The organism is Mesorhizobium sp. B1-1-1, from assembly GCF_006442955.1.
Classification (GTDB): Bacteria; Pseudomonadota; Alphaproteobacteria; order Rhizobiales; family Rhizobiaceae; genus Mesorhizobium.
On sequence record NZ_VFWW01000003.1, the window covers coordinates 125,742 to 151,161 of the forward strand.

Annotated in this window: 23 protein-coding genes; 10 read left to right on the plus strand and 13 right to left on the minus strand. The window is 64.6% G+C overall.

Going from position 1 to position 25,420, the window contains the following annotated elements; genetic code table 11:
* Positions 1–64: 64 nt before the first annotated feature.
* On the minus strand, positions 65–622 hold the full coding sequence (locus FJ986_RS06235; protein ID WP_246675692.1) for a TMEM175 family protein: 558 nt from the start codon (positions 620–622) through the stop codon (positions 65–67).
* 141 nt (positions 623–763) lie between these two features.
* Positions 764–1,465, minus strand: coding sequence for a GntR family transcriptional regulator (locus tag FJ986_RS06240; RefSeq protein WP_181165185.1), 702 nt, complete (start codon positions 1,463–1,465; stop codon positions 764–766).
* 263 nt (positions 1,466–1,728) lie between these two features.
* On the opposite strand from FJ986_RS06240, the gene FJ986_RS06245 reads away from it, so the two are divergent.
* The 5 genes from FJ986_RS06245 (at position 1,729) to ggt (ending at position 7,234) form a co-directional block, all read left to right on the plus strand.
* Positions 1,729–2,724, plus strand: a complete 996-nt coding sequence (locus tag FJ986_RS06245) for an ABC transporter substrate-binding protein (protein ID WP_181175044.1) — start codon at positions 1,729–1,731, stop codon at positions 2,722–2,724.
* A 69-nt stretch (positions 2,725–2,793) separates the two neighbouring features.
* Positions 2,794–3,876: an ABC transporter ATP-binding protein gene (locus FJ986_RS06250; RefSeq protein WP_140673706.1), complete on the plus strand. Its 1,083-nt coding sequence runs from the start codon at positions 2,794–2,796 to the stop codon at positions 3,874–3,876.
* The gene (locus tag FJ986_RS06255) at positions 3,876–4,802 is read left to right on the plus strand and encodes an ABC transporter permease (RefSeq protein WP_140625237.1); all 927 of its coding nucleotides are present in this window, start codon (positions 3,876–3,878) and stop codon (positions 4,800–4,802) included. The genes FJ986_RS06250 and FJ986_RS06255 overlap by 1 nt, the downstream gene beginning before the upstream one ends.
* On the plus strand, positions 4,799–5,599 hold the full coding sequence (locus FJ986_RS06260) for an ABC transporter permease (RefSeq protein ID WP_140491547.1): 801 nt from the start codon (positions 4,799–4,801) through the stop codon (positions 5,597–5,599). Before FJ986_RS06255 ends, FJ986_RS06260 begins: the two co-directional genes overlap by 4 nt.
* A gap of 48 nt (positions 5,600–5,647) precedes the next feature.
* Positions 5,648–7,234, plus strand: coding sequence for a gamma-glutamyltransferase (gene ggt, locus FJ986_RS06265; protein ID WP_140491549.1), 1,587 nt, complete (start codon positions 5,648–5,650; stop codon positions 7,232–7,234).
* Between the two features lie 85 nt (positions 7,235–7,319).
* Here the strand turns inward: ggt and FJ986_RS06270 are convergent, their stop codons facing one another.
* The 7 genes from FJ986_RS06270 to FJ986_RS06300 all read right to left on the minus strand — a co-directional run bounded on the left by FJ986_RS06270 (position 7,320) and on the right by FJ986_RS06300 (position 15,382).
* Complete coding sequence (locus FJ986_RS06270; protein WP_140491551.1) at positions 7,320–9,095, minus strand: ABC transporter ATP-binding protein; 1,776 nt, start codon at positions 9,093–9,095, stop codon at positions 7,320–7,322.
* 163 nt (positions 9,096–9,258) lie between these two features.
* The gene (locus FJ986_RS06275) at positions 9,259–10,203 is read right to left on the minus strand and encodes an acetamidase/formamidase family protein (RefSeq protein WP_140673708.1); all 945 of its coding nucleotides are present in this window, start codon (positions 10,201–10,203) and stop codon (positions 9,259–9,261) included.
* The gene (locus FJ986_RS06280) at positions 10,193–11,836 is read right to left on the minus strand and encodes an ABC transporter substrate-binding protein (protein ID WP_140673710.1); all 1,644 of its coding nucleotides are present in this window, start codon (positions 11,834–11,836) and stop codon (positions 10,193–10,195) included. Before FJ986_RS06280 ends, FJ986_RS06275 begins: the two co-directional genes overlap by 11 nt.
* 34 nt (positions 11,837–11,870) lie before the next feature.
* A complete protein-coding gene (locus FJ986_RS06285) occupies positions 11,871–12,791 on the minus strand; it encodes an ABC transporter permease (protein WP_140524281.1) in 921 nt (306 codons plus the stop codon).
* The gene (locus tag FJ986_RS06290) at positions 12,788–13,654 is read right to left on the minus strand and encodes an ABC transporter permease (protein WP_210241329.1); all 867 of its coding nucleotides are present in this window, start codon (positions 13,652–13,654) and stop codon (positions 12,788–12,790) included. The genes FJ986_RS06285 and FJ986_RS06290 overlap by 4 nt, the downstream gene beginning before the upstream one ends.
* A 19-nt stretch (positions 13,655–13,673) precedes the next feature.
* Positions 13,674–14,291, minus strand: coding sequence for an ANTAR domain-containing protein (locus tag FJ986_RS06295; RefSeq protein ID WP_140524285.1), 618 nt, complete (start codon positions 14,289–14,291; stop codon positions 13,674–13,676).
* The gene (locus FJ986_RS06300) at positions 14,288–15,382 is read right to left on the minus strand and encodes a transporter substrate-binding protein (protein ID WP_140524287.1); all 1,095 of its coding nucleotides are present in this window, start codon (positions 15,380–15,382) and stop codon (positions 14,288–14,290) included. The genes FJ986_RS06295 and FJ986_RS06300 overlap by 4 nt, the downstream gene beginning before the upstream one ends.
* Positions 15,383–15,731: 349 nt before the next feature.
* Between FJ986_RS06300 and FJ986_RS06305 the strand changes: the two genes are divergently transcribed.
* The 3 genes from FJ986_RS06305 (at position 15,732) to FJ986_RS06315 (ending at position 18,415) form a co-directional block, all read left to right on the plus strand.
* Positions 15,732–16,586 carry a MetQ/NlpA family lipoprotein gene (locus tag FJ986_RS06305; RefSeq protein ID WP_140673714.1) on the plus strand — a complete coding sequence of 285 codons (855 nt, stop codon included), beginning with the start codon at positions 15,732–15,734 and terminating at the stop codon, positions 16,584–16,586.
* A gap of 94 nt (positions 16,587–16,680) precedes the next feature.
* Entirely contained in the window at positions 16,681–17,778 is a 1,098-nt protein-coding gene (locus FJ986_RS06310) for a methionine ABC transporter ATP-binding protein (protein WP_140673716.1), read from the plus strand.
* Entirely contained in the window at positions 17,759–18,415 is a 657-nt protein-coding gene (locus tag FJ986_RS06315; RefSeq protein ID WP_140662489.1) for a methionine ABC transporter permease, read from the plus strand. The genes FJ986_RS06310 and FJ986_RS06315 overlap by 20 nt, the downstream gene beginning before the upstream one ends.
* Positions 18,416–18,424: 9 nt before the next feature.
* Here FJ986_RS06315 and FJ986_RS06320 read toward each other — a convergent pair whose 3' ends face one another.
* From FJ986_RS06320 to FJ986_RS06335, 4 genes are all read right to left on the minus strand, one after another.
* Positions 18,425–19,000: a Fic family protein gene (locus FJ986_RS06320; RefSeq protein WP_246681777.1), complete on the minus strand. Its 576-nt coding sequence runs from the start codon at positions 18,998–19,000 to the stop codon at positions 18,425–18,427.
* Between the two features lie 4 nt (positions 19,001–19,004).
* A complete protein-coding gene (locus tag FJ986_RS06325) occupies positions 19,005–19,211 on the minus strand; it encodes a hypothetical protein (protein ID WP_140491571.1) in 207 nt (68 codons plus the stop codon).
* Positions 19,212–19,316: 105 nt separating this feature from the next.
* Entirely contained in the window at positions 19,317–21,002 is a 1,686-nt protein-coding gene (locus FJ986_RS06330) for a hydantoinase B/oxoprolinase family protein (RefSeq protein ID WP_140673718.1), read from the minus strand.
* Position 21,003: 1 nt separating this feature from the next.
* Positions 21,004–23,088, minus strand: coding sequence for a hydantoinase/oxoprolinase family protein (locus tag FJ986_RS06335; RefSeq protein ID WP_140673720.1), 2,085 nt, complete (start codon positions 23,086–23,088; stop codon positions 21,004–21,006).
* A gap of 222 nt (positions 23,089–23,310) precedes the next feature.
* Between FJ986_RS06335 and FJ986_RS06340 the strand changes: the two genes are divergently transcribed.
* Both FJ986_RS06340 and deoC read left to right on the plus strand, forming a co-directional pair.
* A complete protein-coding gene (locus tag FJ986_RS06340) occupies positions 23,311–24,138 on the plus strand; it encodes a ferredoxin--NADP reductase (RefSeq protein WP_140673722.1) in 828 nt (275 codons plus the stop codon).
* A gap of 199 nt (positions 24,139–24,337) precedes the next feature.
* Positions 24,338–25,378, plus strand: a complete 1,041-nt coding sequence (gene deoC, locus FJ986_RS06345) for a deoxyribose-phosphate aldolase (protein ID WP_140655210.1) — start codon at positions 24,338–24,340, stop codon at positions 25,376–25,378.
* Positions 25,379–25,420: the final 42 nt, after the last annotated feature.

The following is a 25,420-nucleotide window of genomic DNA, read 5'->3' on the forward strand; positions in this document are numbered from 1 at the left end:
ATTCAGTGCGGCGTGGCGGATCGAGGCCGAAAGCCGACGCGGGCGGCATGACCTGACATTGCGCTCAGCCGGCGCGCGATCCCGGCGCTTCCGGCCGGAGATAGACCGTCAGGCAGCAGCAACAAATCGCCAGTCCGGCGATCGGGTATTTCAGGGCGACGACCGCCGCCAAGCCGAAAAGGCACAGCGTCACGATCGAGCGGATGCGCATGACCTTGCGCACCTTGAGCGGAACGGTGTCGGCCGGCATCGGGTCGATGAGTTCCCGGATCAGGAGAATGTAGGTCAGGTTCACCAGGAAGAAGACGACCGCGTAGAACGCCACCGGCTGCGGGGCCAGCTCGCTGACCGCCATCCACGCGGTTGCCAACGGCAGCAGCGACACCGAAAACAGGTGCGCGAAATTGTACCACATCAGGCTGGTCGTCGCCGCCGTGGCGTGGCGCAGGAGATGATGGTGATTCGCCCAGACGATGGCGATGAACAGATAGCTCACGCCGTAGCTCAGCCATGTCGGCCACAAGGCCAGCAACGCGGTGAAGGTCGGCACCTCCGGTGGACGCAGGTCAAGCACGAGCACGGTGATCAGGACGGCGAACACGCCATCCGAAAATGCGCTCAATCGCTCAAGGCCTGTCGAGGGAAGCAGCTGGAGTGTCCTTGTCGAGGTTCGTCCGGCCTATGGTAGCATCGCCACCCGCAATATCCATGGCTGCCCAGTCGAGATCGCTAACGCGTTGCTTCGCGCCAAGTCCAACCCCGCTCACGACGCCTTGGCCAGAAAGCTCTGGTAATCCGATTTGGCCTGCAGCAGGCGCAGCACGTTCTCGCGCGAGCCGCGCACATGGGCGCGCGCCAGGGCGCCGGCGCGCTTGGCGTCGCCGGCGCAGATCGCCTCGACAATCTCGGCATGCTCGTCGCGGGCGATCTTCCATTCGTCGAGCCACAGCAGTTCCGTCCAGACATAGTGCTGGCACTTGTCGAGGATGCCGCACAGCATGCCGTGCAGCATGGCATTGCCGCTGATTTCGGCGATGACGCGGTGCAGATCGATGCCGACTTCAAGCTCCTGGAATTTTTCCCTTGTGGTTCGATCCGCAATGGCGGCCAGCCTCTCGCATTCGGCCAGCATGGCGCGCAGCCGCGCCTTGTCTTTCTCGGTGGCCGCAGCCGCCGCCAGTTCGGTGGCGTGGCCGTCGAGCAGTTCGCGGATGTCGAAGGCCTCGCGGAACATGTTTATGTCGAACTCGGTGACGGCGTAGCCCTGCCGCGGCCGGCCGGTGACCAACCCGTCGCGCTCGAGGCGGTTGAAGGCCTCGCGCACGGGCGTGCGGCTGACATTCAGCTTTGCCGCAATGTCGCTCTCGGTGACGCGCGCGCCCGGCGGGATCTGGCCGGTCACGATCATTGCCTTGAGCGCGGAATAGACCGAGTCGCGCAGCGTGTTTTTTGTTTCCTTGGCCAAGTTCCGTATCCAGTCTCCGGTCCGTGCCGGAAATCGATGTGTTTCGCGCGTAGCTGTATTCAAAATCGGCGCGTTTTGCCATTCCCCGGCCCCGGGTCGGTGGCCCCAAGGCCCCGCCGAGCGGTGTTGACTTCGCTGATCCCCGAGCTACACTCAAAATTGTATACAAAATCGCATGCGAAATCAAAAACAATGGGAACACCGGTTGGAGAACCGAAATAAACAGCACCAAAGGCATTAGCGTCGTTGCCATAGCGGGCCTCATGGCCACGGTCACGGCGCCCGCCGCGGCAGGCGACACCATTACCGTCGCCTCATGGGGCGGCACCTATCAGGAGGCGCAGGCCAAGGCCTTCTTCAAGCCGACCGCCGATGCGCTCGGCATCACCATCAAGGAAGACACCACCAACGGTCTCGATGACGTGCGCCTGCAGGTGACAGGCAACGCGGTGAAGTGGGACATCACCGAGCTCGGCGCCGACGAATGCGCGCGCGGCTCGAAGGAAGGGCTTTTCGAAAAGCTCGACTACAACCTCATCGACAAGAGCGGCATCAATCCCAAGCTCGTGCATGACGACTGGGTCGGCATCTCCTACACCTCCGTGGTACTCGTCTACCGGACCGACGTATTCGGTGACAAAGGCCCCAAGACCTGGGCCGACTTCTGGAATGTGGAGAAGTTTCCCGGACGGCGCGCACTGAGCAGCAGCCAGGCGACGGAGACGCTTAGCGTTGCAGCCCTCGCCGAAGGCATTCCGATCGACAAGGTCTATCCTGTCGACATCGACGGCGCGCTGAAATCGGTCGACAAGATCCGTGGCCATGTCGATGCCTGGTGGACTTCCGGCGCGCAGGCCATGCAACTGGTGAAGGACGGCGAGGTCGACATGGCAAGCATCTGGAACGGCCGCGCCGGCACCTTGAAGAAGGAAGGCGCGCCGGTCAGCTTCTCCTTCGACCAGGGCGTACTCACGGCCGACTGCATGGTCATTCCCAAGGGCGCCAAGAACAAGGAGGTCGCGATGAAGGCGCTGGCGATGTTCGTCAGTCCGCAATTACAGGCCAATCTGCCGCTTTATGTCGACAACGGACCGGTCAACGAGAAGGCGTTCGAGACCGGGAAGATCCCGCCGGAGCGGATCAAGGACATCAACTCGTCGCCTGAGAACGTCAAGAAGCAGGTGCTGCAGGACGCCGAGTTCTGGCGCGACAACCTCGTCGAGGCGACGGAGAAGTTCAACAATCTGATCCAGCAATAGACCGGAAACCCTGACATTGCGGGGCCGCCTGGCCCTGCTTCTTGGAGTCCTGCCTAGGAGAAAACAATCTTGTCCATTGCGCCATCCGCGCTGCCGATCGGCATGCGCGCGATAGAGAAACGTTTTGGCTCCGTATCGGTGCTGCGCGACCTCAATCTCGACGTCGCGGCCGGCGAATTCCTGACGTTGCTCGGCCCTTCCGGCTCCGGAAAGACGACGCTGCTGATGATCCTGGCGGGATTCGTCAGGGCCACTGCCGGCTCAATCAAGGTCGGCGACGAGGAGATCATCACCACGCCGCCGCACAGGCGCAATATCGGCATGGTGTTCCAGAACTATGCCCTGTTCCCGCATATGAACGTCTTCCACAACATCGCCTTTCCGCTGAAGCAGCGCCGCGTTCCGGCCGCCGAGACGGTGGAACGCGTCGAGAAAGCGCTGGAGTTGGTGAAGTTGCAGGGCCTCGGCGAACGGCGCGTCGACCAGCTCTCCGGTGGCCAGCGCCAGCGCGTGGCGCTGGCGCGCGCCCTCGTGTTCGAGCCGCCCATCGTGCTGATGGACGAGCCGCTGTCGGCGTTGGACAAGGGCCTGCGCGAGCACATGCAGATCGAACTGCGCGCCCTGCATCGGCGGCTTGGCATGACGACTGTCTATGTCACGCACGACCAGCGCGAGGCGATCACCATGTCGGATCGTATCGCCGTCATGAATGCCGGGCGCATCGAGCAGCTCGACAAGCCCGAAATTCTCTACGCCGCGCCGCGCACCCGGTTCGTCGCCGGCTTCATCGGGGAATCGAATTTCATTCCCGTCGAATGCCGCTCCGGTTCGGTCTGGTACGAGGACAGGCAAATCCACACCGCGGCGCCGGCGCCGGCATCGGGCCAGCAGCTGATGGTGGTGCGGCCGGAAAAGCTGCGGCTGCTGTCAAATGCAGAGCCGGCCAAGGGCGTCAACGTGCTCAGCGCGACGCTCAGTGACGTGATTTATCAGGGCGACAGCTTCGTCTGCTACGCCGTGCTGCGCGACGGCAGGCAGCTGACATTGCGCGACTATTGCCGCAGCGACGTGCTGGCCAGGTTGCCGGCCGCCGGGCAGCCGATCGCGCTTGGCCTCGATGCGCAGGATACGATCCTGGTGGCGGCGGACTGATGAGCGTGCAAACCGCCACGATGGACGAGGCAATTGGCGCCATGACCCAGGACCTGAACGCGCATGCGTTGCGCGCCGATGCGCGGCGCGAGCAGTTTCGGCTGCTGGCGCTGCTGTCGCCAAGCCTGTTCCTCGTCTTTGCCATCATCATCGTGCCGATCGGCTGGCTGTTCTGGCTGTCGCTGTTCGACGAGGTCGGCGTCTTGAGCGCCGCCAACTATGCGCGCTTCTTCGAGCAGGCCTCCTATATCAAGACCTTCCTCACCACCTTCAAGGTCGCCTTCATCGTCACCGCCGCCTGCGTGCTGCTGGGCTATCCCTTGGCTTATATGCTGTCGCAACTGCCGCGCCGGGCGGCGTCGATCTGCCTGATCTTCGTCATCCTGCCGTTCTGGACATCGGTGCTGGTGCGCACCTATGCCTGGCTGGTGATCCTGCAGCGCAAGGGGCTGATCAACAGCTGGCTGATCGACCTCGGCGTCATCAGCCAGCCGCTGCCGCTGGCCAACAATTTTTCCGGCGTCGTCATCGGCATGACGCATATATTGCTGCCGTTCCTGGTGCTGCCGCTCTACGCCTCGATGAAGACCATCGACACCGACTGCCTGCGCGCCGGGATGAACCTGGGCGCCGGCCCGGTCGCCACCTTCCGCCAGATCTTCTTTCCGCTGTCGCTGCCTGGCCTCGCCTCCGGCGTGGTCATCGTTTTCGTGCTGTGTCTCGGCTTTTTCGTCACCCCGGCGCTGATGGGCGGCGGCAAGGTCGTCATGTGGGCGATGCGCATGGAACAGACCACCAGCCTCTATTCCAACTGGGGCGCCGGCGCGGCGCTCGGCGTCGTGCTGCTCGTGGTCACGCTGGCGCTGCTCGGCCTGTTCCAGTGGCTGCTCGGCGCGCGCGCCACAGGTGTGTGGAGTTCGCGATGAGCGGAGATGTCGGCCTGCCGATCTCGCACCGGCAACGTCTGTGGCTCTATGCGCTGGGCGGCCTCGTGCTGCTGTTCCTGATCGCGCCGTCGGTCATCATCGTCATCATGTCGTTTTCGGATTCGACGCTGCTGCAGTTTCCGCCGCAGCAATGGTCGCTGCGTTGGTACCAGACCTACTTCCAGTCGCTGGAGTGGCGCGACGCGACGGTGGTCTCGGTCAAGGTGGCCGTTATGACCGCGCTGGTGGCGACGCCGCTCGGCACGGCCGCCGCCTATGCCATCAACCGGGGCACGCTGCGCTTCAACGGCACCATCAACGCGCTGATGACCGCGTCGCTGATCGTGCCGGTGATCTTGATCGGCATCGGCACCTTCTTCCTCTATGCGCGCATCGGGCTCAACAACACGCTGACCGGCCTGGTCATCGCGCATACGGTGCAGGCGCTGCCGCTGGTGGTGCTGACGGTGCTGTCCGGCTTGCGCTCCTATGACATGAACCAGGAGCGCGTGGCGCGCAGCCTCGGCGCCGGACGCGTCGCCGCCTTCTGGCAGGTGACCATGCCGCAGATCCGCTTCTCGATCGTTTCGGGCGCGCTGTTTGCCTTCATCACCTCCTTCGACGAAGTGGTGGTTTCGCTGTTCATATCGGGCGGCGAGACGACGACCTTGACGCGCCGCATGTTCAACGCCCTGCGCGACCAGATCGACCCGACGATCGCTGCCATCTCGACCTGCCTGATCGTGCTGTCGGTCGTGCTCTTGTCGGTGGCGCAGATCTTCGGCAGGCGGCATTGATTTCACCGGACCAATTGGCTTCAAGTGACCAGGAGATATTCGGACAGAATGCGTGATTTCCAGTTTCCCGGCCGCTCGCCGGTCCGCGCCACCGAAGCGATCGCCGCGACCTCGCATCCGCTTTCGACGCTTGCAGCCATCGACATGCTGCGCGCCGGCGGCAATGCCATGGACGCCGCTGTCTGCGCCGCCGCCGTGCAGGGCGTGGTCGAGCCGCAATCGACCGGTATAGGCGGCGACTGCTTTGTCCTCTATTGCCCCGCGGGGCAGGGAAACGTGCTGGCCTTCAATGGCTCCGGCCGGGCGCCCGCCAAGGCGACCGTGGACTGGTATCGCGACAAAGGCTTCAGCGAACTTCCCAAACAGGGACCGCATGCCGTGACCGTGCCCGGCGCGATCGACGCCTGGTGCAGGCTGCTGGAAGACCATGGCAGCAAGGACCTTGCAGAGGTGTTGGCGCCGGCGATCAACTATGCCGAGAACGGCTATGTCGTGCATGACCGCGTCGCCTTCGACTGGGCCGAACCGGAGACCGACCTGTCGGCCGACGAGCACGCCGCGCGCATTTTCCTGCCGGGCGGCGAGGCGCCCAGGGCCGGCGACGTGCACCGGCAGCCGGAGCTTGCCGCCACCTTACGCATCATTGCCAGGCATGGCCGCGCCGGGTTCTATGAAGGCACCGTGGCCGACGACATTGTGAGCCGGCTCAGGGCGTTGGGCGGACTGCATTCGCTTGAGGATTTCGCTTCGACCAAGGGCGATTATGTAGCGCCGGTCAGCGTCTCCTATGGCGGCCACGAGATCCACCAGATGCCGCCGAACAATCAGGGGCTGACGGCGCTCGTGATGCTGAATGTGCTGTCGGGGCTCAGGCTCGGCGAGCTCGACCCCGGCGGCGCCGAGCGCCTGCACTTGGAGATCGAAGCGGGGCGGTTGGCCTACCGCGACCGCGACCGTTTCCTCGGCGACCAGGACCATGTGCCGGTGCCGGTAAAAGAGCTTCTGTCGGCCGCCTATGCCGAGCGGCTGCGCGCCGAGATCGACCGCCAGCGTGCCATGACGCACCTGCCGGATGTGCAGCTGCCCGGCAGCGACACGGTCTACATCTCCATCGTCGACCGCGACCGCAACGCGGTCTCCTTCATCAACTCGACCTATTATTCCTTCGGCAGCGGCGTCGTCGGCCCGAAGACCGGCGTGGTGCTGCAGAACCGCGGCTCGAGCTTCCGCCTCGACCCGGCGCATCCGAACGCCATCGCGCCCGGCAAGCGGCCGATGCACACGATCATGCCCGGCATGGCGACGCGAAACGGCCGCGTGGTGATGCCGTTCGGCGTCATGGGCGGCGGCTACCAGCCGTTCGGCCACGTCCATCTTTTGACCAACATGCTCGACTTCGGCATGGATCCGCAGCAGGCGCTCGATGCGCCGCGAGTGTTCTACAATGACGGCATGGTGGAGGCCGAGCGCGGTGTTCCCGCTGATGCGATCGAAGGCCTGCGCCGCCGCGGCCATGCCATCACCCAGCCGCACCACCCGCTCGGCGGCGGCCAGGCGGTGCTGATCGACTGGGAAAAGGGAACGCTGACCGGGGCGTCGGACCCACGCAAGGACGGAATGGCGCTTGGGTATTGATGGGATCGGGACAGCCGTCGCGGCCCGGATATGGCTGCAGTTGCCACAGGAAGCGTCGGCGCCGCCCCACATGAGCAGCATACCCTCACCCCGCCACCAGGTGACCGCCTCCGACATCGCTCAGCGCCAGCCTCTGCGGGCTCTCGCCCAGCCTCCGCGTCGCACTCGGAATCTCCTGGTCCAGCCTTGCGAACCGGCTCCTGCGCTTCGCCGGATCGGGCACCGGCACAGCTTCGATCAGCCGCCTGGTGTAAGGGTGGCGCGGGTTGGAGAAAACCTGGTCGCGCGTGCCCATCTCGACGATCTGGCCGAGATACATGACGGCGACGCGGTCGGAGATGTTTTCGACTACGGCCATATCATGGGAGATGAAGAGGTAGGCGACGCCGAATTCGCGCTGCAATTCCTTCAACAGGTCGAGCACGCGCGCCTGCACGGAAACGTCGAGGGCCGAAACGCTTTCGTCGGCGATGATCAGCTTCGGCCTGAGCGCCAGGGCACGGGCGATGCAGACGCGCTGGCGCTGGCCGCCGGAGAATTCGTGGGGATAGAGCTCCATCTGGCCGGCCGACAGGCCGACACGCTCGAATAATGCCGCCACCCGCTCCCTGCGCTCCTCCTTCGAAGCGACGCCATGGATGACCAGCGGCTCGGCGACGAGATCGCCGACGCGCATGCGCGGGTCGAGCGAAGCGTAGGGGTCCTGGAAGATCATCTGCACGTCGCGGCGCACCGCCTTGCGCTCGTCGCGGCCGAGGCCCGACAGGTTGCGTCCGCCGATGACGATGTCGCCGGTATAAGGCACCAGTCCGGCCAGCGCCTTGGCGGTGGTCGACTTGCCGCAGCCGGATTCGCCCACCAGCGCCAGCGTTTCGTTGGGCGCGATCGAAAAGCTGACGCCTTCGACGGCATGGACGCGCCGGTTGACCCGGCCGAAGAAGCCGCCACGCAGGTCGAACCGGACATGCAGATCGGTGACATCGGCGACGTTCGCCGGCGCAACCGGCTCGGCAATCTCTTTCGATTTCTGGCGGCCGGCGCCAGTGCCGATGCGCGGCACGGCGGCGAGCAGCTCGCGTGTGTACTCGGCTTGCGGCCTGGCGAAAATGTCCGATGTCTTGCCTTCCTCGACCATGCGGCCATGCCGCATGATGATGACGCGGTCGGCCATTTCGGCGACCACGCCCATGTCGTGGGTGATGAGGATGACGCTGGTGCCGTGCTGGCGCTGCAGGTCGCGCAGCAGTTCCAGAACCTCGCCCTGCACGGTGACGTCGAGCGCAGTCGTCGGCTCGTCGGCGATCAGCACGTCGGGTTCCAGCGCCAGCGCCATGGCGATCATCACCCGCTGGCGCATACCGCCGGACAGCTCATGCGGAAACTGTTTCAGCCGGCTTTCGGCTTCCGAAATGCGCACTGCCTTCAACGCCTCGCTGGCGCGGCTTCGGGCCTCGGCGGGCGAGAGGCTGGTATGCGCCTCGATGGATTCGGTGAGCTGGCGGCCGATCGACAGCACCGGGTTCAGCGAGGTCATCGGCTCCTGGAAGATCATGGCGATGCGGTCGCCGCGGATGCGGCGCATCCGGCGCTCGTCGAGCGCTGTGAGATCGGTGTCGCCCGCATCCCCGCCAAGAAGGCGGATCGTGCCCGAAGATATGCGCGCGGCGGGCCGCGGCAGTAGTTGCATGATCGCCAGCGCGGTCATCGATTTGCCGGAGCCGGATTCGCCGGCGATGCAGAGCGTCTCGCCGCGTGAAAGCGTCAGAGAGAGGTTGGAGACGACGTCGCGCTCGCCGTCCTCGCCACGCACGGAGACGGAGAGATTGGCGATGTCGAGAATGGTTTCGGTGGCTGATGTCATTTCAGACGCAAACCTGCAAGGGATTTATTCTGTGGCGCCCCCCACCCGGACCTTCGGTCCGACCTCCCCACAAGGGGGAGGTAGGGCGCCGGTTTTTTACTCTCCCCCTTGTGGGGAGGGTCGCTGCGAAGCAGCGGGGTGGGGGTGCAGCGCCGACCGAACATCATTCGAACACGCAGCGCGGGAAGTAGAACGACACCACCCAGTTCGGCATGTCGACGATCTCGCTGATCCTGAGATCGCCACAGACCGAGGCCAGCATATAGGCCTCGACCGGATCGATCTGGTAACGGCCGGCGAGCAGGTCGATCATCTGGGCGACCGCCTCTTTCGCGCCGGTCATCAGGTCCGGGCCGATGCCCGTGGTCACCTCGTAACCCTTGGTGTCGAGGTGGCGCGTCACCGGGCCGGGCGTGGTGAAGCGCGGCATCTTCAGCCTGGCGTCCTTGACAAGGTCGAGCTTGAGCACGACGACCATCGGGCTTTCGATCGCCGTGCCGCAGACCTCGCCATCGCCCTGCGCGGCATGCGTGTCGCCGACCGAAAACAGCGCGCCGGCCACCTCCACCGGCAGATAGAGCGTTGTGCCGGCGGCGAGGTCGCGAATGTCCAGATTGCCGCCGACGCGGCGGGGCGGCACCACCGAGTGATGGCCCATCTCGCCCGGCGCGTTGCCGATGGTGCCGGCGAAGGGTTTCAGCGGCACGCGGCCGTTCTTGCCGAACAAGGCCGGCTCCAGCGAGGCGGCATCGTATTTCCAGATGTTGAGCGCCGGCTGCTTGAAGTCGTCGGCGAGCAGGCCGAAACCTGGAATGTTCGCCGTCCAGCCGAAGCCGGACGGTTTGAACATCTCGATCGTCACCTTCAGCGCGTCGCCCGGCTCGGCGCCCTCGACGAAGATCGGCCCGGTGACAGGGTTGATCCCGGCGAAGTCGAGCTTGGCGATGTCGGCGACGGTGCTGTCGGGCTTGAGCTGGCCACCGGAGGAATCGAGGCACTGAAACTCGATGGTCGAGCCGGGCGCCACGCGCTGCGCCGGGGCAAAGGAATTGTCCCAGCCGAAATGGTGATGGCGTCCGTGGATGGTGTAGTCGCAGTTATTGCACATCTTTTACGTACACATTGTCGTAGTTGATCGGGATATGGACCGGGTCGACATAGAGGTTGTCGGCGCCGCCCATGCGCGCGGACTTCATGGTGAAGCGCTGCTCGTTGAAGACCGGCGCCCAGGGCGCGTCCTCCATCACCTTGTCGTAGATGGCGCTCCACATCTTGTCGCGCTCGGCGGCTTTAGCCGGGTCGACCACCGAGTCGGCCTCGGCCGCCTTGGCGTCGAGGTCCTTGTTGCAATACCACGACCAGTTCCAGCCGCCAGGCACCGCGCCAGCACAGCCGAGGATCGGACCGTAGAAGTTCGATGGGTCCGGGAAGTCGGCGATCCAGGCCATGCCGCCCGACCAGATCATCGGCGCGCCGGCCTTGTCGCCGCCGGCGGCGATGACGTTTGCCTGGGCGAGCGACTGGATGCTGGCCTTGATGCCGATCGCCGCGAGGTCCTGCTGGATCGCCTGCGCGATGCGCGGATTGGGATCGGTGTTCATGGCGAAAAGCTGCGTCTCGAAGCCGTCGGGATGGCCGGCTTCGGCCAGCAGCGCCTTGGCTTTGGCGACGTCATAGGGATAGCCCTTGTACGCCTTGTCGTAGCCCGGCATCGAGGGCGGCAGCGGCTGGTTGGCCGGCACGGCACGGTTGTTGATGATCTGGACGACACGCGCCTTGTTGATCGCCATGTTGACCGCCTGGCGCACCTTCACATTGTCGAACGGCGCCATGGTGGTGTTCATGGTGACGTAGCCGGTGTGCAGCTGCCCGCCCTCGACGACGCGCGCCTTCTGCTCGGGATCGGCCATCACCTCCTGGAACTTGGCCGGCGGAATGCCATCGCCGGGCACGTCGATCTCGCCCTTCTGAAGGCGCAGCAGCGCCACGATCGGCTCTTGGCCGATCTCGAAGGTGATCTTGTCCAGATGCGGCAGTCCCTTGTGCCAGTAGTCCGCGTTGCGCTCGAAGACGATGCGCTGGCCGAGCGTCCACTCGGCGAGCTTGAAGGCGCCGGTGCCGACCGGATGCTTGCCGAAATCGGCGCCGTATTTCTCGACCTCTTCCTTCGGCACGACATGCGAGAAGTTGATGGCCATGACATGCAGGAAGGTGGCGTCGGGCCGGGTCAACTCGAACTTGACGGTATAGGGATCGACGACGGTGACGCCGGACAGGCTTGCGGCCTTGCCGGCGGCGACATCGTCATAGCCCTTGATCGAGCCGAAGAATCCGGCGCCGGGGCTCTGCGTCTTCGGATTGGTGACGCGGTCGAGCGAGTATTTCACGTCCTCGGCGGTCATTTCGCGGCCATTGTGGAATTTCACACCATGGCGCAGCTTGAAGGTGAAGGTCTTGCCGTCGGGCGAGATCTCGTAGCTTTCGGCGAGGTCGGGCTTGAGATTGGTGGTGCCCGGCTCGTAGTCCATCAGCCCGTCGAACAGGCTCTTGATCATCGACCAGTTCTGCCAGTCATAGCCGATCGCCGGATCGAGGGTCGCGACATCGTCCTTGTAGGTGATGGTGATGGCGCCGCCCTGCTTGGCGTTGGGGTCGACGGCGTCCTCGGCGCGGACGCTCGTCATGCCGAGCATCAGCGCCAGCGCCGATGCGGCCACGGTTGATGCGAGAAGCTTTTTCATTGTTATGTTCCCTTTCTCTGTTGGTTTTCTGGTTTCATCTGAGCTTGATGCGGGGATCGATGAACGGGGCGATGATGTCGGCCAAGAGATTACCGAGCACGATGGCGAAGGCCGACACCAGCGTGACGCCCATGATGATCGGAATGTCGACGCGCTGGATCGCCTGCCAGGCGAGCTGGCCGATGCCTGGCCAGCCGAACACGCTTTCGACCACCACGATGCCGCCCATGAAGATGCCGATGTCGATGCCGATCATGGCGATGACCGGCAGGATGGCGTTGGGGAGCGCATGGCGGAACAGGATGGCGCGGCGCGCAAGGCCCTTGGCGCGCGCGGTGCGCACATAATCCTGGCGGAGCACGTCGATCATCGAGGAGCGCATCATGCGCGCGTACCAGCCCGCGCCGAGAATGCCCATGGTTAACGACGGTAGTACCAGATGGCGCCAGGTGCCGTAGCCGCCGATCGGGAACCAGCCGAGCCGCACGGCGAACACGTAGAGCAAAAGCAGGCCGACGACGAATTGCGGCGCCGAGACGCCGACGAAGGAGGCGACCATCAGCGTCTGGTCGGTGACGGTGCCGCGCTTGACGGCGGCGGTCAGGCCCATCGAGAGCCCGATCAGCAATTCGCACAGGATGGCGCCGACCATCAGAAGCAGGCTCGCCGGCAGCCGCGAGACGATCAGTTCGGTGACCTCGGAGCGTTGGATGTAGGAGCGGCCGAGATCGCCGCTGGCGAGCTTCGTGAGATAGTGCCAGTACTGGACCACGAAGGGCTGGTCGAGGCCGAGCTGCTGGCGGATGTTCTCGACCGTCTGCGGCGTGGCGCTGCGGCCGGCGATCTGGCGCACCGGGTCGGCAGGCAGCAAATAAAGCAGCGCGAAGGTGATCAGCGAGACGCCGAGCAGGATGAGCAGCGACTGGATCAGGCGGCGGCCGAGATAGGCGATCATGCCCGGCCCCTTTGCGTCGGATCGAGGATGTCGCGCAGCGCGTCGCCGATGAGGTTGAAGGCCAGCGCCAGCGCCAGGATCGCCGCACCCGGGAAGAACACCAGCCAGGGTGCCGCCTGGAAGTAGGTCTGGTTCTCGAAAATGATGTTGCCCCAGGACGCCGTCGGCGGCTGCACGCCGATGCCCAGGAAGGAAAGCGTCGCTTCCAGCAGCACCGTGGTCGAGATGCCGAGCGTGCCCCAGACGATGATGGTGGGCAGGAGATGCGGCAGGATGTGGCGAAACAGGATGCGCGGCGCGCTCGCCCCGATGGTGCGTTCGGCGTCGATGAACTCGCGTTCGGCGAGCGAAGAGGTTTCGGTGTAGATGACGCGCGCGGTCTGCACCCAGTTGACCAGCGCGATGACGAGAGCGACGATCCAAAGACTTGGCTCGAACACGGCCGCGAGACAAATGGCGAGCAGCAATGCCGGAAACGCCATCATCAGATCGGTGAAGCGCATGAGAGCACTGCCGATCCAGCCGCGGAAATAACCCGCCGTGACGCCGACCAGCGTGCCGATCAACAGCGCCACGCCGTTGGCGGCGATGCCGATGATCAGCGAGGTGCGGGCGCCGTAGAGGATGCGGGTCAACAGGTCACGACCGAGCAGGTCGGTGCCCAGCCAGAATTTTGCGTCGGGCGGCAAGGGCGAGCCTTCCAGCGTCAGCCCGTCGAACATCTGCTCATTCGGGTCATAGCCGGTCAGCCATGGCGCGAGGATCGCGCCGGCAAGGACGATGGCGACGATGAACAGGCCGAGCAGCGCCAGGCGGCGTTTGACCAGCCGGCGCCAGACGCCGGCGCGCGGCTTGACCGGCATGCGTGCGGCCGCCGGGAGGTCAGGCGCGATAGGACTGGTCATCGCCGCCTTCCTCACCCGTTATTTCGTCACTCGTCATCGCCACGATGCGGCGCGCCGCATTCTCGACGCTGATCTGCCAGCTCATCGCCAGCGAGCGCAGCTGCGCATAGGCGCGATCGTCGTCGGCGCCTTTCGACAGTGCCGCGACCGCGCGCACGATGGTCTGGCGCTCGGCGACGCGCTGGCGCAGCGTGGCGATCTCGCCGGCTAAATGTTTTCGCGCCTCGAAGCTCTGCCTTGCGATCAGCAGCGCGCTATAGACGCCGGCAGTGCCGACCGGCTTCAGGAGCTGCGCGTCGGCCTTGTGCGACAGCGCCCATTCGATGCGGCCGGGCGCCTCCGAACCGATCAGCGCCACCAGCGGCATCGGCGCCTCGCCGGCCTTCCACGGGAATTGCTCGTCGAAGCCGAGATCGGCGTCGAAAAACACGAAATCAGCGGCCAGCGCTTCGGGCGGCAGTTCGGGCCAGCAGTCCACAGTGACCAGGCCGATGGCCGACAATTGCCTGGTGATGGCCTGCACGGTCGGGTGCGGGCGATGCAGGATGAATGCCCTGGCGCCGCCGAGATTCGGGATGCGCGATGGCCTGGTCACGACACCACCCTCAGGCGCGGCCGGCCGAATGTTTTGGCCGGGTCATAGCGCGACAGATACGGGTCCGGCGCGACCTCGTGCTGCCGGCTGACGACCTCGAAGAACCCGTCGGCGATCCGGCCAATGATCACGGGCAGCGTCGCGTGCTGGGAATGGGCGTCGATGGCGATCGGGCCGAGCCGGGTGGAGAAGCGCCGTTCGGCGAAAGCCTTGGAAAATTCCGCCGGACCGGCGTCGGGATCCCGGGACAGGACGTCGGCCATCACTTGCACGGAGGCATAGGCGGAGGCCTCGAAGGAGGAGGCGAAGGCCGCCGGCCGAGGCGCGAAATACGGCCCGACCGACAAATGCCCCTTGCCGGTTTCGCCGATCGCCGGCAGTTCGCCCTCGGTGAGGTTGCAGGAGATGACCGGGCAGTTTTGCGGGCTGAAGGCCGGCTCCTCGGCGCCCAGGTCGCGGTAAGCCGCCAGGAAGGCGTAGGAGGAGGTGCCGATAAGATTATTCAGGACGAAATTCGGCCGCGTCGCCCTGATCTCGGCGATCAGCCGTGACACGTCGGTCTCGCCGATACGAAGATAGCGCTCGCCCAAGACCTTGCCGCCGGCATCCGCGATCAGGTCGCGCGCAACGCGGTTCATCTCCCAGCCCCAGATGTAGTTCGAGCCGAGCAGGAAGCCGTTGGCGCCGAAGCGGGGCACGACATGGGCCATCAGCGGCACCAGATGCTGGTTTGGACAAGCGTGCATGTAGACGACGTGCTCGTTGGCCTCGAAGCCTTCATAGGGGCAGGCGTACCAGAGCATGCCGCCGGCTTTCTCCAGCACGGGAATGGTCTCCTTGCGGCTCCAGGAGGTGACGCAGCCGACCACGTGGCGGGCGCTGCTGGTCCTGAAGATGTCCTCGCACAGCGTCGCGTAGCGATCGGCATTGCTCTGTGGGTCACGCTCGACGGGCACCAGTTCGATACCCGAGGCGCGGTCGGCATTGATGTCGGCGATGGCGCGCATGGCGCCCATCCGGCACGCATCGGAGACGAGCTGGTAGCTTCCCGAGCGGGAATAGAGGATGCCGATCTCGATACGCCGTTTCAAACAGATCCCCAAAATAACAATGCCCCGCAGCCACCGCCGGAGGGCGAGGCATACGAGGCATTCTTGCCGCCCGGCGATCAGGGCCGGTATTTTCAGCCTAAACTATTCCGTGCCACCACGCAGTCAAGCGGGAAAGTGCAAGCGTTAGTTCAACCGCGGCGCTGCGGCCCGTTTGGCGCGGCGGCTAGGCTGCCGTGCTCGCCGTTCAGAAAATTTTGAGAGAATATTCCGGGCTTCCGGGCGAACCGGGGAACGCGGTTCTTTGATAATATCCCTAGAGTTTCTGATGATCTGGACAAGGCTTGGCGTTCCGCCGGGCTTGTGACTTCGCAACCGCAGAGATTCCATCATGTCCGATTTCAGGAACACCTTGTTGTCTTCCCTCTCGTCATATTTCAACCGCCGCGCGGGTCTTGCCTTGCTTTTCGCTTCGGCGGTCGCGGTCGCCGGGCTGATTGCGCCCAGCGCTTCGTTCGCCGAGGACAAGAAGGCGATCAAGGTCGGCATCATCAGCGGCGAGGACGAGGATGTCTGGCGCGTCGTCGTCGCCCAGGCGGCGCAAAAGGGCCTCAGCATCGAGACCGTGGTGTTCAACGATTACACCCAGCCCAACGAGGCGCTGGAACGCGGCGAGATCGACGCCAATGCCTTCCAGCACCAGCCCTATCTCGACAACCAGATCAAGACACAGGGCTACCACATCGTGCGCGTCGGCTATACCGGCGTCTGGCCGATCGGCCTCTACTCCAAGAAATATACGAAGATCGCCGACCTGCCCGAGGGCGCGGTGATCGGCGTGCCGAACGATCCCTCCAATGAAGGCCGGGCGCTGCGCGTGCTGCAGAACGAAGGCGTGATCAAACTGAAGGACGGCACCGGCATTCTCGCCACCACCGCCGACATCGCGGAAAACCCGAAGAAGGTCGAGATCAAGGAGCTTGACGCCGGCATTGTCGGCCGCTCCGTCGAGGATCTCGATGCCGCCGTGGTCAACACCGACTGGGCGCTGAAGAGCGGCCTGACACCGGAAAACCGTATCGCGCAGGAGCCTATCGCCGACAACCCCTACCGCAACTTCATCGCGGTCAAGGTTGGCAATGAGAACGAGCCCTGGGTGAAGACGCTGGTCGCCTCCTACCAGAACGAGGCGGTGAAAGCCGAGTTCGACAAGGTCTACAAGGGCACCGGCCTCAGCGCCTATTGAGAACGGACCGGGCGCCCGGTTCGACAGCTATAGCGGCCCGCGCTCGAGCGCGGGCCGCAATTTTCGTTTTCGGATGACGAGAACAGGAACACGCATGAACCAGCATTTCGCGGCATCAACGGGCACCGTCGGCCCGATCCAGGGCCAGCCTGACACGTCCCAGGACGTGGTGCGGCTCGTTGACCTGAAGCGCCGCTTCGGCGCGACGGCGGCGCTCGACGGCATTTCGCTGACGGCGCGCAAGGGGGAGATCCTCGGCATCATCGGACGCAGCGGCGCCGGCAAATCGACGCTGATCCGCTGCCTGAACGGACTGGAGCGGCCGGATTCCGGTGAAGTCTTCATCGAAGGCCGCGAGATCAGCCGGCTCGGCGAGCGCGACCTGCAGCCGCTGCGGCGGCGCATCGGCATGATCTTCCAGCATTTCAACCTTTTGTCGGCCAAGACCGTCGAGGACAATGTGGCGCTGCCGCTAAAGATCGAGGGCCGCCCGAAGGCGGAGCGGCTGCGCCGCGCCGCCGAACTGCTTGAACTGGTCGGCCTGTCGGAGAAGGCAAAGGGGTATCCGGCATCGCTGTCGGGTGGGCAGAAGCAGCGCGTCGGCATCGCCAGGGCGCTGGCCGCGCGGCCGGCGCTGCTGTTGTCGGATGAAGCCACCTCCGCGCTTGACCCGGAGACGACGCGGTCCATCCTCGCCTTGCTGAGGGACATCAACCGGCAGCTTGGCCTGACCATCCTTTTGATCACCCATGAGATGGAGGTGATCCGCTCGATCGGCGACCGCGTGGCGGTGATCGACGCCGGGCGCTTCGTCGAGCAAGGCCCGGTCTGGTCGGTGTTTGCCGAGCCGCGGTCGCCGATCACGAAAAGCCTGCTTGGCGCCATCCGGCCGCAACTGCCGGCCGAGCTCTTGGCCCGGCTGCTGCCCGCGACCGGCGCGGAGACGATCCTGCGCGTGGATGTGGCCGGCGAGACCGCGCGCAGCCCATTGCTGTCCGATCTCACGGCGACGGTGCCTGGCACGTTCCGCCTCGTCCATGGCGGCATCGACCATATCCAGCAGCAGCCGGTGGGCACACTGTTCCTGTCTGTCCCCGGCAGCGATGCAAGCCATCTCGCGCGAGTGATCGCATTCCTGAAATCGCGCCAGGCGCGGGTGGAGGTGCTTGGCCATGTCGCCGATCCTGTTTGAGCTTCTGCTGCGGTCGATCTGGGAGACGGTGCTGATGACGGCCGCTTCCGGCCTCATCTCGCTGGTTTTCGGCCTGCCGCTTGGTCTCGCCTTGATCGCCACCGAACGCGGCGGCATCGCCGAAAGCCTGTGGGTCAACCGCGTGCTCGGCGCAGTCATCAACGGCTTCCGGTCGGTGCCGTTCATCATCCTTTTGGTGGCGCTGATCCCGGTGACGCGGCTGATCGTCGGTACCTCGATCGGCACCTGGGCGGCGATCGTGCCGCTGTCGATCGCCGCCACGCCCTACTACGCGCGCATCGCCGAAGTGTCGCTGCGCGAGGTCGACCATGGCCTGATCGAGGCGGCGCGCGCCATGGGCGGCAACCGCTGGACGATCATCCGCGAGGTGCTGGTGCCGGAAGCGCTGCCAGGCATCGTCGCGGGCTTCACCGTGACGCTGGTGACGCTGGTCGGCGCCTCCGCCATGGCCGGCGCGATCGGCGCCGGCGGCCTCGGAGACCTCGCCATCCGCTACGGCTACCAGCGGTTCGAGACGTCAGTGATGATCGCCGTGGTGATCGTGCTGATCATCCTGGTCTGCGGCATCCAGTGGGTGGGCGACCGGCTGGCGGCGAAGCTGGACCGGAGGGGGTGAGCGGCTGAGCTACGCGATGATGTCTTCGATAAGCGTTTGAAGCGGCGCCTCGGAACCACCGAAGCTGTCAATCATCGCCTGAATAACGCGATCTCGCTCCAGGATATCGGCGTTGAATGTGAAGCCCGCATGTTCAGCAAGCATCGCAAGGAAGGTGAGTTGGGTACGGCCGTTGCCTTCGCGAAAGGGATGAACGGCATTGATCTCCGCAATGACGTGGGCCACGTGCCTCGCAAAGCCGAGGCTGTCTAGGTCTGCCAAGGAGTCGGGGTCGCCAAGTTCACGGAACACCCGAACCATCTCGCTGGCGATGTGCTCGGGATAGCAAAACCAGCTGCCACCCTTGCCGATCCGGATGGTGCGCGGCTGACCGGCCCAAGCATACACGTCTTGGAACAGGTGCCGATGCAGGTGGAGATAGTGACGGTAGTCGAGTTCGCCTGCCGGAAGGGGCTCGTCCGCGCGAGTCAGGAACAAGGCGAGCTCGACCTCATCGAGCTCTGCCTGCTCGCGGATATCAAGCAGATTCATAAGCACGGTCGTGCCGGGGTAGCAGAGTGGATCGAACTCGGCAGCGTAGACCAAAGGCCTATTTCTTTTTGCGGATTTCTTCTTTGATCAGCGAGCGCCGCTCGTCACCGGACAACCCTTGCCGCACACTATGGTTGAGTATTTTCGCCATGCGGGACGACAACTTCATACCTTCGACAGCGCTGATTTTCTCGCCATGCGCTCTCGTCAGCACGAAATGACCGGTCTTGGCTGAGCGGCCGGTTCTTGAATTAAGATACTTCATTCACAAATCATATCATGGACCCGCAGGAGAGGCCAAAACGATTTCCGAGCAAGCCGGACCACGCCGCGGCCTTACTCCTCCGGGGCGAGCAAGGTGCCAGCGAGTTCATGCGGCGCCGAAAAGATCCCTGGCCTGCTCGGCCGTATAATAACCAAGCCTGACGTCCTGAGCCACCAGTTCCGGATCGCGCTCACGCGCATTGCCGTAGCCGCCACCACCCGGCGTACCGACGCGGACGCGATCACCGGCCTTCAAGGCGATATCCTGCTCCTTGGACAAATGTGGCGGCACATGCTCTTCGCCATTTCGGAAGACCGTGACGGTGTTGACCGCGCCATCCCGGCCGCCGAGCGCGCCTTGCGGGCCGAAGCGGCCATGATCCATGACGAAGGATGCGCGGGCTTCTCCACGCAGGATCTCGACCTCGTAGGCAAGGCCAAAGCCGCCGCGATGTTTGCCGGCGCCGCCCGAGCCCTCGCGCAACGCATAGTGACGGTAAAGCACCGGAAAGGCCTGCTCCATGATCTCGACCGGCGGCGACTTGGAGATGCCGATGGTCGAGCAGCCATTGGTCAGCCCGTCATGGCCGGCATTGCCGCCATAGCCGCCGCCGGAGATCTGGTACATGACATAGTCGCGGCCGCGCGCCGGATCGTTGCCGCCGAGCGCGAAATTGCCGCTGGAGCCGGCGGGGGCCGCCGTCACCTTGTCGGGCAGCGCCTGCACCATGGCCGCGAACACCGCCTCGGCGATGCGCTGCGACACTTCCGCGGCGCAGCCCGAGACCGGGCGGGGATATCTGGCATCCAGGAAGGTACCCTCCGGCCGCTTGACCTCGAGCGGCTCGAAGGCGCCGGCGCTGATCGGCACATCGGGGAAGATATGGCGCATGGCGAGATAAACCGAGGACAAGGTGGTCGCCAGCACGCTGTTCATCGGCCCGGCGCAGGGTTTTGACGAGCCGGCGAAATCGAAAGTCAGGGTGTCGCCCTTCTTCTCGACGGCGAGCGCGATGGTCAGCGGCTCGTTGACCACGCCGTCGGAATCGACGAAGGCCTTCGAGCGGTAGGTCCCGTCGGGAATGGCCGCTATGTTGGCGCGCATCTGCTCGGCGGCGCGGCGGCGCAGTTCTGCGATCGCCTCGACAACAGTTTCGTCTCCGTAACGATCCAGAATTCCATTGAGCCGATCCTGGCCGATCAGCAATGCGGCAGCCTGCGCCCTGATGTCGCCGATGCGCTGGTCGGCGACGCGGATGTTCGAACAGATGATGGCGTAGATCTCCGGGTCGAGTACGCCTTTCTTGAACAGTTTGACCGGCGGCAGCCGCAAGCCTTCCTGCTCGACCGCCGTCGCCGAAGCCGAGAAGCCGCCGGGGACCGAACCGCCAATGTCGGGCCAATGACCGGTGTTGGACAGCCAGCAGAAAATCTTGCCGTCCCGGTAGACCGGCATGACGAAGCGCACGTCCATCAGATGCGTGCCGCCGAGATACGGGTCGTTGACGATGTAGATATCGCCCGGCTCCGGGGCCAGGCAGCGGCCGTCGGCGATCATCTCGATCACCGTCCTGGTCGAATATTGCATGACGCCGACGAATACCGGCAGGCCCTGGCTGCCTTGCGCGATCAGCGAGCCGTCGACGGCCGAATAGATGCCGTCGGAGCGGTCATTGGCCTCGGCGATGACAGGTGAGAAGGCGGCGCGGGAAAAGGTCAGGTCCATCTCATCGCAGACCTGCTGCAGGGCTGCCTGAAGAACCGAGAGCGTGATGGCGTCGAGCTTTTGCATCTCAGGCCTCGCCAATGTCGATGATGATGTTGCCGTCGGCGTCCGAGCGGGCACGGTCGCCGGGTTCGAGCACCGTGGTAGCGTCCATCTGTTCGAGGATCGCGGGCCCTTCGATGATCACATCGAGCGGCAGTTCTTCGCGTGCGTATACGGGCGTGTCATGCCAGCGCCCGCTGTACCAGACCGGCCGGATCTCGCGCCGGGCCTCGTCGAGCGTCTTTGCCCGCCCGGCGGGGTCGATCAGCCGCGACAGATCGATCGCCGGCCTGGAACCCGTCACCGAGGTGTTCAAGTTGACCAGATTGGCGCGGATTTCCGGCAGCTCGACCTTGAAGCGCGCGAAATAGGCCTTTTCGAACAGCGCCTGCAGCTCCTGCCGGGTCACCGACGAGGACGGCAGCGGCACGTTGATGATGTGGGTCTGGCCGACGAACTGCATGTCGGCGGAATGGGTGACGCGGATGGTCTGCGGTTTCACCGCCTCCTTGGCGATCAGCTCCTCGCCTTCGTTTCGATGCCGTTCCAAAACCCGATGGAGCTGGCTTTCATCAAGAACGCCTACCGGCCGGTTGATGGTGTTGACGAAATCATGGCGCAGATCGGCGACGACGCAGCCGAGCGCATTGGTGATGCCGGGCCGTGCCGGCACCAGCACCCGGGGCAGTCCAAGTTCGCGCGCCAGAGCGGTGGCGTGCAGCGGGCCGGCGCCGCCGAAGGCGAACAGCGCGAAATCGCGCGGATCGTGACCGCGCGACACCGACACCATGCGGATGGCGCCGGCCATCTTCATGTTGCCGAGCCTGAGCACCGCGCCGGCTGCTTCGACGCCGGACAAGCCCGTCGCCCTGCCGATCCTGTCGGCAAAAATGCCGGTGACACGCTCTGATGTGACCGGATTGTCGACGGAAAGCAGCTTCTTCGGCGCCAGCCTGCCGAGCACCAGATTGGCGTCGGTGATGGTCGGCTCCAGGCCGCCGCGGCCGTAGCAGATCGGGCCGGGATTGGCGCCGGCACTTTCCGGGCCGATCTGGATCAGGCCTGCCGCGTCGACGCGCGCGATCGAGCCGCCGCCGGCGCCGACCGTGTGCACCGCCACCATCGGCACATGGATGGGCATGGCGTATTCGATCTCGATCTCGTTCGAAACCGCCGGTTCGGCGTTGCGGATCAGCGCCACGTCGGTCGAGGTGCCGCCCATGTCGTAGGTGACGAGGTTTTCGAAGCCGGCGCGCTTGCCCGTGTAGGCGGCGGCGATGACGCCCGAGGCCGGGCCGGACATCACGGTCTTGGCCGATTCACGTGTGACGAAGCGGGCCGAGATCATACCGCCATTGCCGTTCATGATCAGGAAGTCGCGGGCGTAGCCTTTGTCGGCGAGTTCCTTGCGCAGCCGCTCGACATAGCGCTCGAGGATCGGCTGCACCGAAGCGTTGACCGAGGCGGTGACGCCGCGCTCGAATTCGCGCGCTTCCGACAGCAGCGCATGACCCGCGGTGATGTAGTCGTTCGGCCAGAGTTCGGCGGCGATCTCGGCGGCGCGCCGCTCGTGCGAAGGGTTAGCGTAGGAATGCAGGAAGTGGATGACCAGGGATTCGCAGCCGGCATCGATCAGCGCCTTCACCGCCTCGCGCATTTCGGCTTCGTCGAGTGGCATGCGTACCGCTCCCGACGCCTCGACGCGCTCGGACACTTCGAGCCGCAGGTTGCGCGGGATGACCGGAACAAAGGTGCCGGTCATGCCATAGGGCTGCGGCCGCGTGCGCCGGCCGAGCTCGATCACGTCGCGAAAGCCGCGCGTGGTGATCATGCCGGTCTTCGCCAGCCGGCGTTCGAGCACCGCGTTGGTGGTTGTCGTCGTGCCATGCACGATAAGATCGATGCCGTCGATCGGAAAGCCGGTGGTATCGAGCGCCGAAACGACGCCGAAGGCTTGGTTGTCGATGGTCGTGGGCGTCTTGGCGATATGTACCCGCCCGCCATCCTTGCCATCAATCAGAAGCAGATCGGTGAAGGTTCCGCCGACGTCGATGCCGGCGACAACACTGCCCAGGGAATCCGGCGGCTGCACCGAAAAATTCTCTTTCATTGTCGAAACCCGAAATGCTGGGACTACGGATATGTCACAGTTTGGAAAGGTGTTTTACGGCGGCATCTTGACGCAAATATCGTTTGTATACTAATAAATTACGGACACAAGAGCTTACCGCTTTGGAGTGTGCGAGCAGCACGCCGGAACCTGAACGGTCCGGGCGCGCAGGAATAAGGTTTGGCGCCCGCGTTCGTGAGTTGGGCCAGAAGGTTGGATTTGATGAACACCACATCCGCGTTCAACACCGCCGGCGCCCGCCCGCTGCAATTTCCGATTCCAGCCAATGTCTATGCCGAAACCGTGGTCTCGGTGAAGCACTACACCGACCGGCTGTTCTCGTTCCGCATCACCCGTCCGCAGTCGCTGCGCTTCCGTTCCGGCGAATTCGTCATGATCGGCCTGCCCAATGCCGAGAAGCCGGTGTTCCGCGCCTATTCGGTGGCCAGCCCGGCCTGGGACGAAGAGCTGGAATTCTTTTCCATCAAGGTACCGGACGGCCCCCTGACCTCGGAGTTGCAAAAGATCCAGGTCGGCGACACCGTCATCATGCGCCAGAAGTCGACCGGCACGCTGGTGGTCGACGCGCTGACGCCGGCCAAGCGGCTGTTCATGATCTCCACCGGCACCGGCATCGCGCCCTTCGCCAGCCTGCTGCGTGACCCTGACACTTATGAAAAATTCGAGCAGCTGGTCCTGACCCACACCTGCCGTGACAATGCCGAGCTGACCTATGGCCAGGAACTGGTGGCGACGCTCGAAAGCGACCCGCTGATCGGCGAACTGACCGGCGGCCGTGTCACGCTTTACAACTCCACGACCCGCGAGGAGTCGGCGCGCATGGGTCGCATCACCGCGCTGATCGGCTCCGGCAAATTCTACAGCGATCTCGGCATTGAGAAGCTCAATCCCGAGACCGACCGCATCATGATCTGCGGCTCGATGCATATGCTGAAGGACGTCAAGGAAATGGCCGAGAGCCTCGGTTTCCAGGAAGGCTCGCTCAGCCATCCCTCGACTTTTGTCGTCGAGCGCGCCTTCGTCGGCTGAGGCCTGCTCTTCTCCGGCAATCGAGCTTTTGACCTTCTGGTCAAAAATTAGCTGCTTTCGCGGCCTTTTTCAGCTATCCTCGCTTGAGGACTCGTGAAGCGCGGCTTCGCGGGCTATCTTCGTGCGTGTCGCCCAAAAGTGCCGAGCGGTTTGGGAAGACGATACACACCAAGACACAAGCTGAGTGAAAGGGCAGGAGATGAGCAGCACAATCCGCGAGGCCGAGGCCAAGGTGATGCCGCTGCCGGCGCGCGCCGCCGCCAACACCGCCCTCCCGCTGGATCATCGCATCGCGCGCAATCCCGGCATGAAGCTCGACCTCGGCTTTCTGGAGTCGGTGCGCAGCGTCAACCGCTCGGCGCTGGAACGGCGCGTCGCCAGCCTGACCAAGCGGCGCTCGATCAAGGCCGACAACCAGGCGGCCTGGCTGCTGCGGGCGATAGCCTGCATGGACCTGACGACGCTCAACTCGAACGACACGGAAGAGCGCGTGCGCCGGCTTTGCGCCAAAGCGATCAATCCGCTGCGCCGCGACATCGCTGAGGGCCTGGGCATTGCGGGCGAACCCATCCGCCCGGCCGCCGTCTGCGTCTATCATCCGTTCGTCGCCATCGCGGTCGACGCCGTGCGCGGCACCGGCATCCATGTCGCCGCCGTCTCCACCGCCTTCCCGCATGGTCTTGCGCCACTGTCGACCCGCCTCCAGGAGATCGAGGCCTCGGTGCGCGACGGCGCCGACGAGATCGACGTCGTCATCCCGCGCGGCCTGGTGTTCGGGGCCAAATGGCGCGAGCTCTACAACGAGATCGTCTCGATGCGCGCTGCCTGCGGTGATGCGCATCTGAAGGTCATTCTCGGCACCGGCGACCTCGCCACGCTGCGCAATGTGATGCTGGCCTCTATGGTGGCAATGATGGCGGGCGCCGATTTCATCAAGACCTCGACCGGCAAGGAAAGCGTCAACGCCACGCTGCCCGTCGGCCTTGCCATGGTGCGCGCCATCAGGGCCTATTTCGAGGAGACCGGCTATCTCATCGGCTTCAAGCCGGCCGGCGGCATTTCTACCGCCAAGGTGTCGCTCGACTGGCTGGTGCTGATGAAGGAAGAACTCGGCCGGCCATGGCTGGAACCGGAGCTGTTCCGCTTCGGCGCCTCGAGCCTGCTGACAGACATCGAGCGGCAGCTCGAGCATCACCTGACCGGGCACTATTCGGCCAATCACCGCCACGCGATGGCTTGAGTCAGGGCTCGAACGTGGAGCCCTACGGCGCCCCCCTCTGTC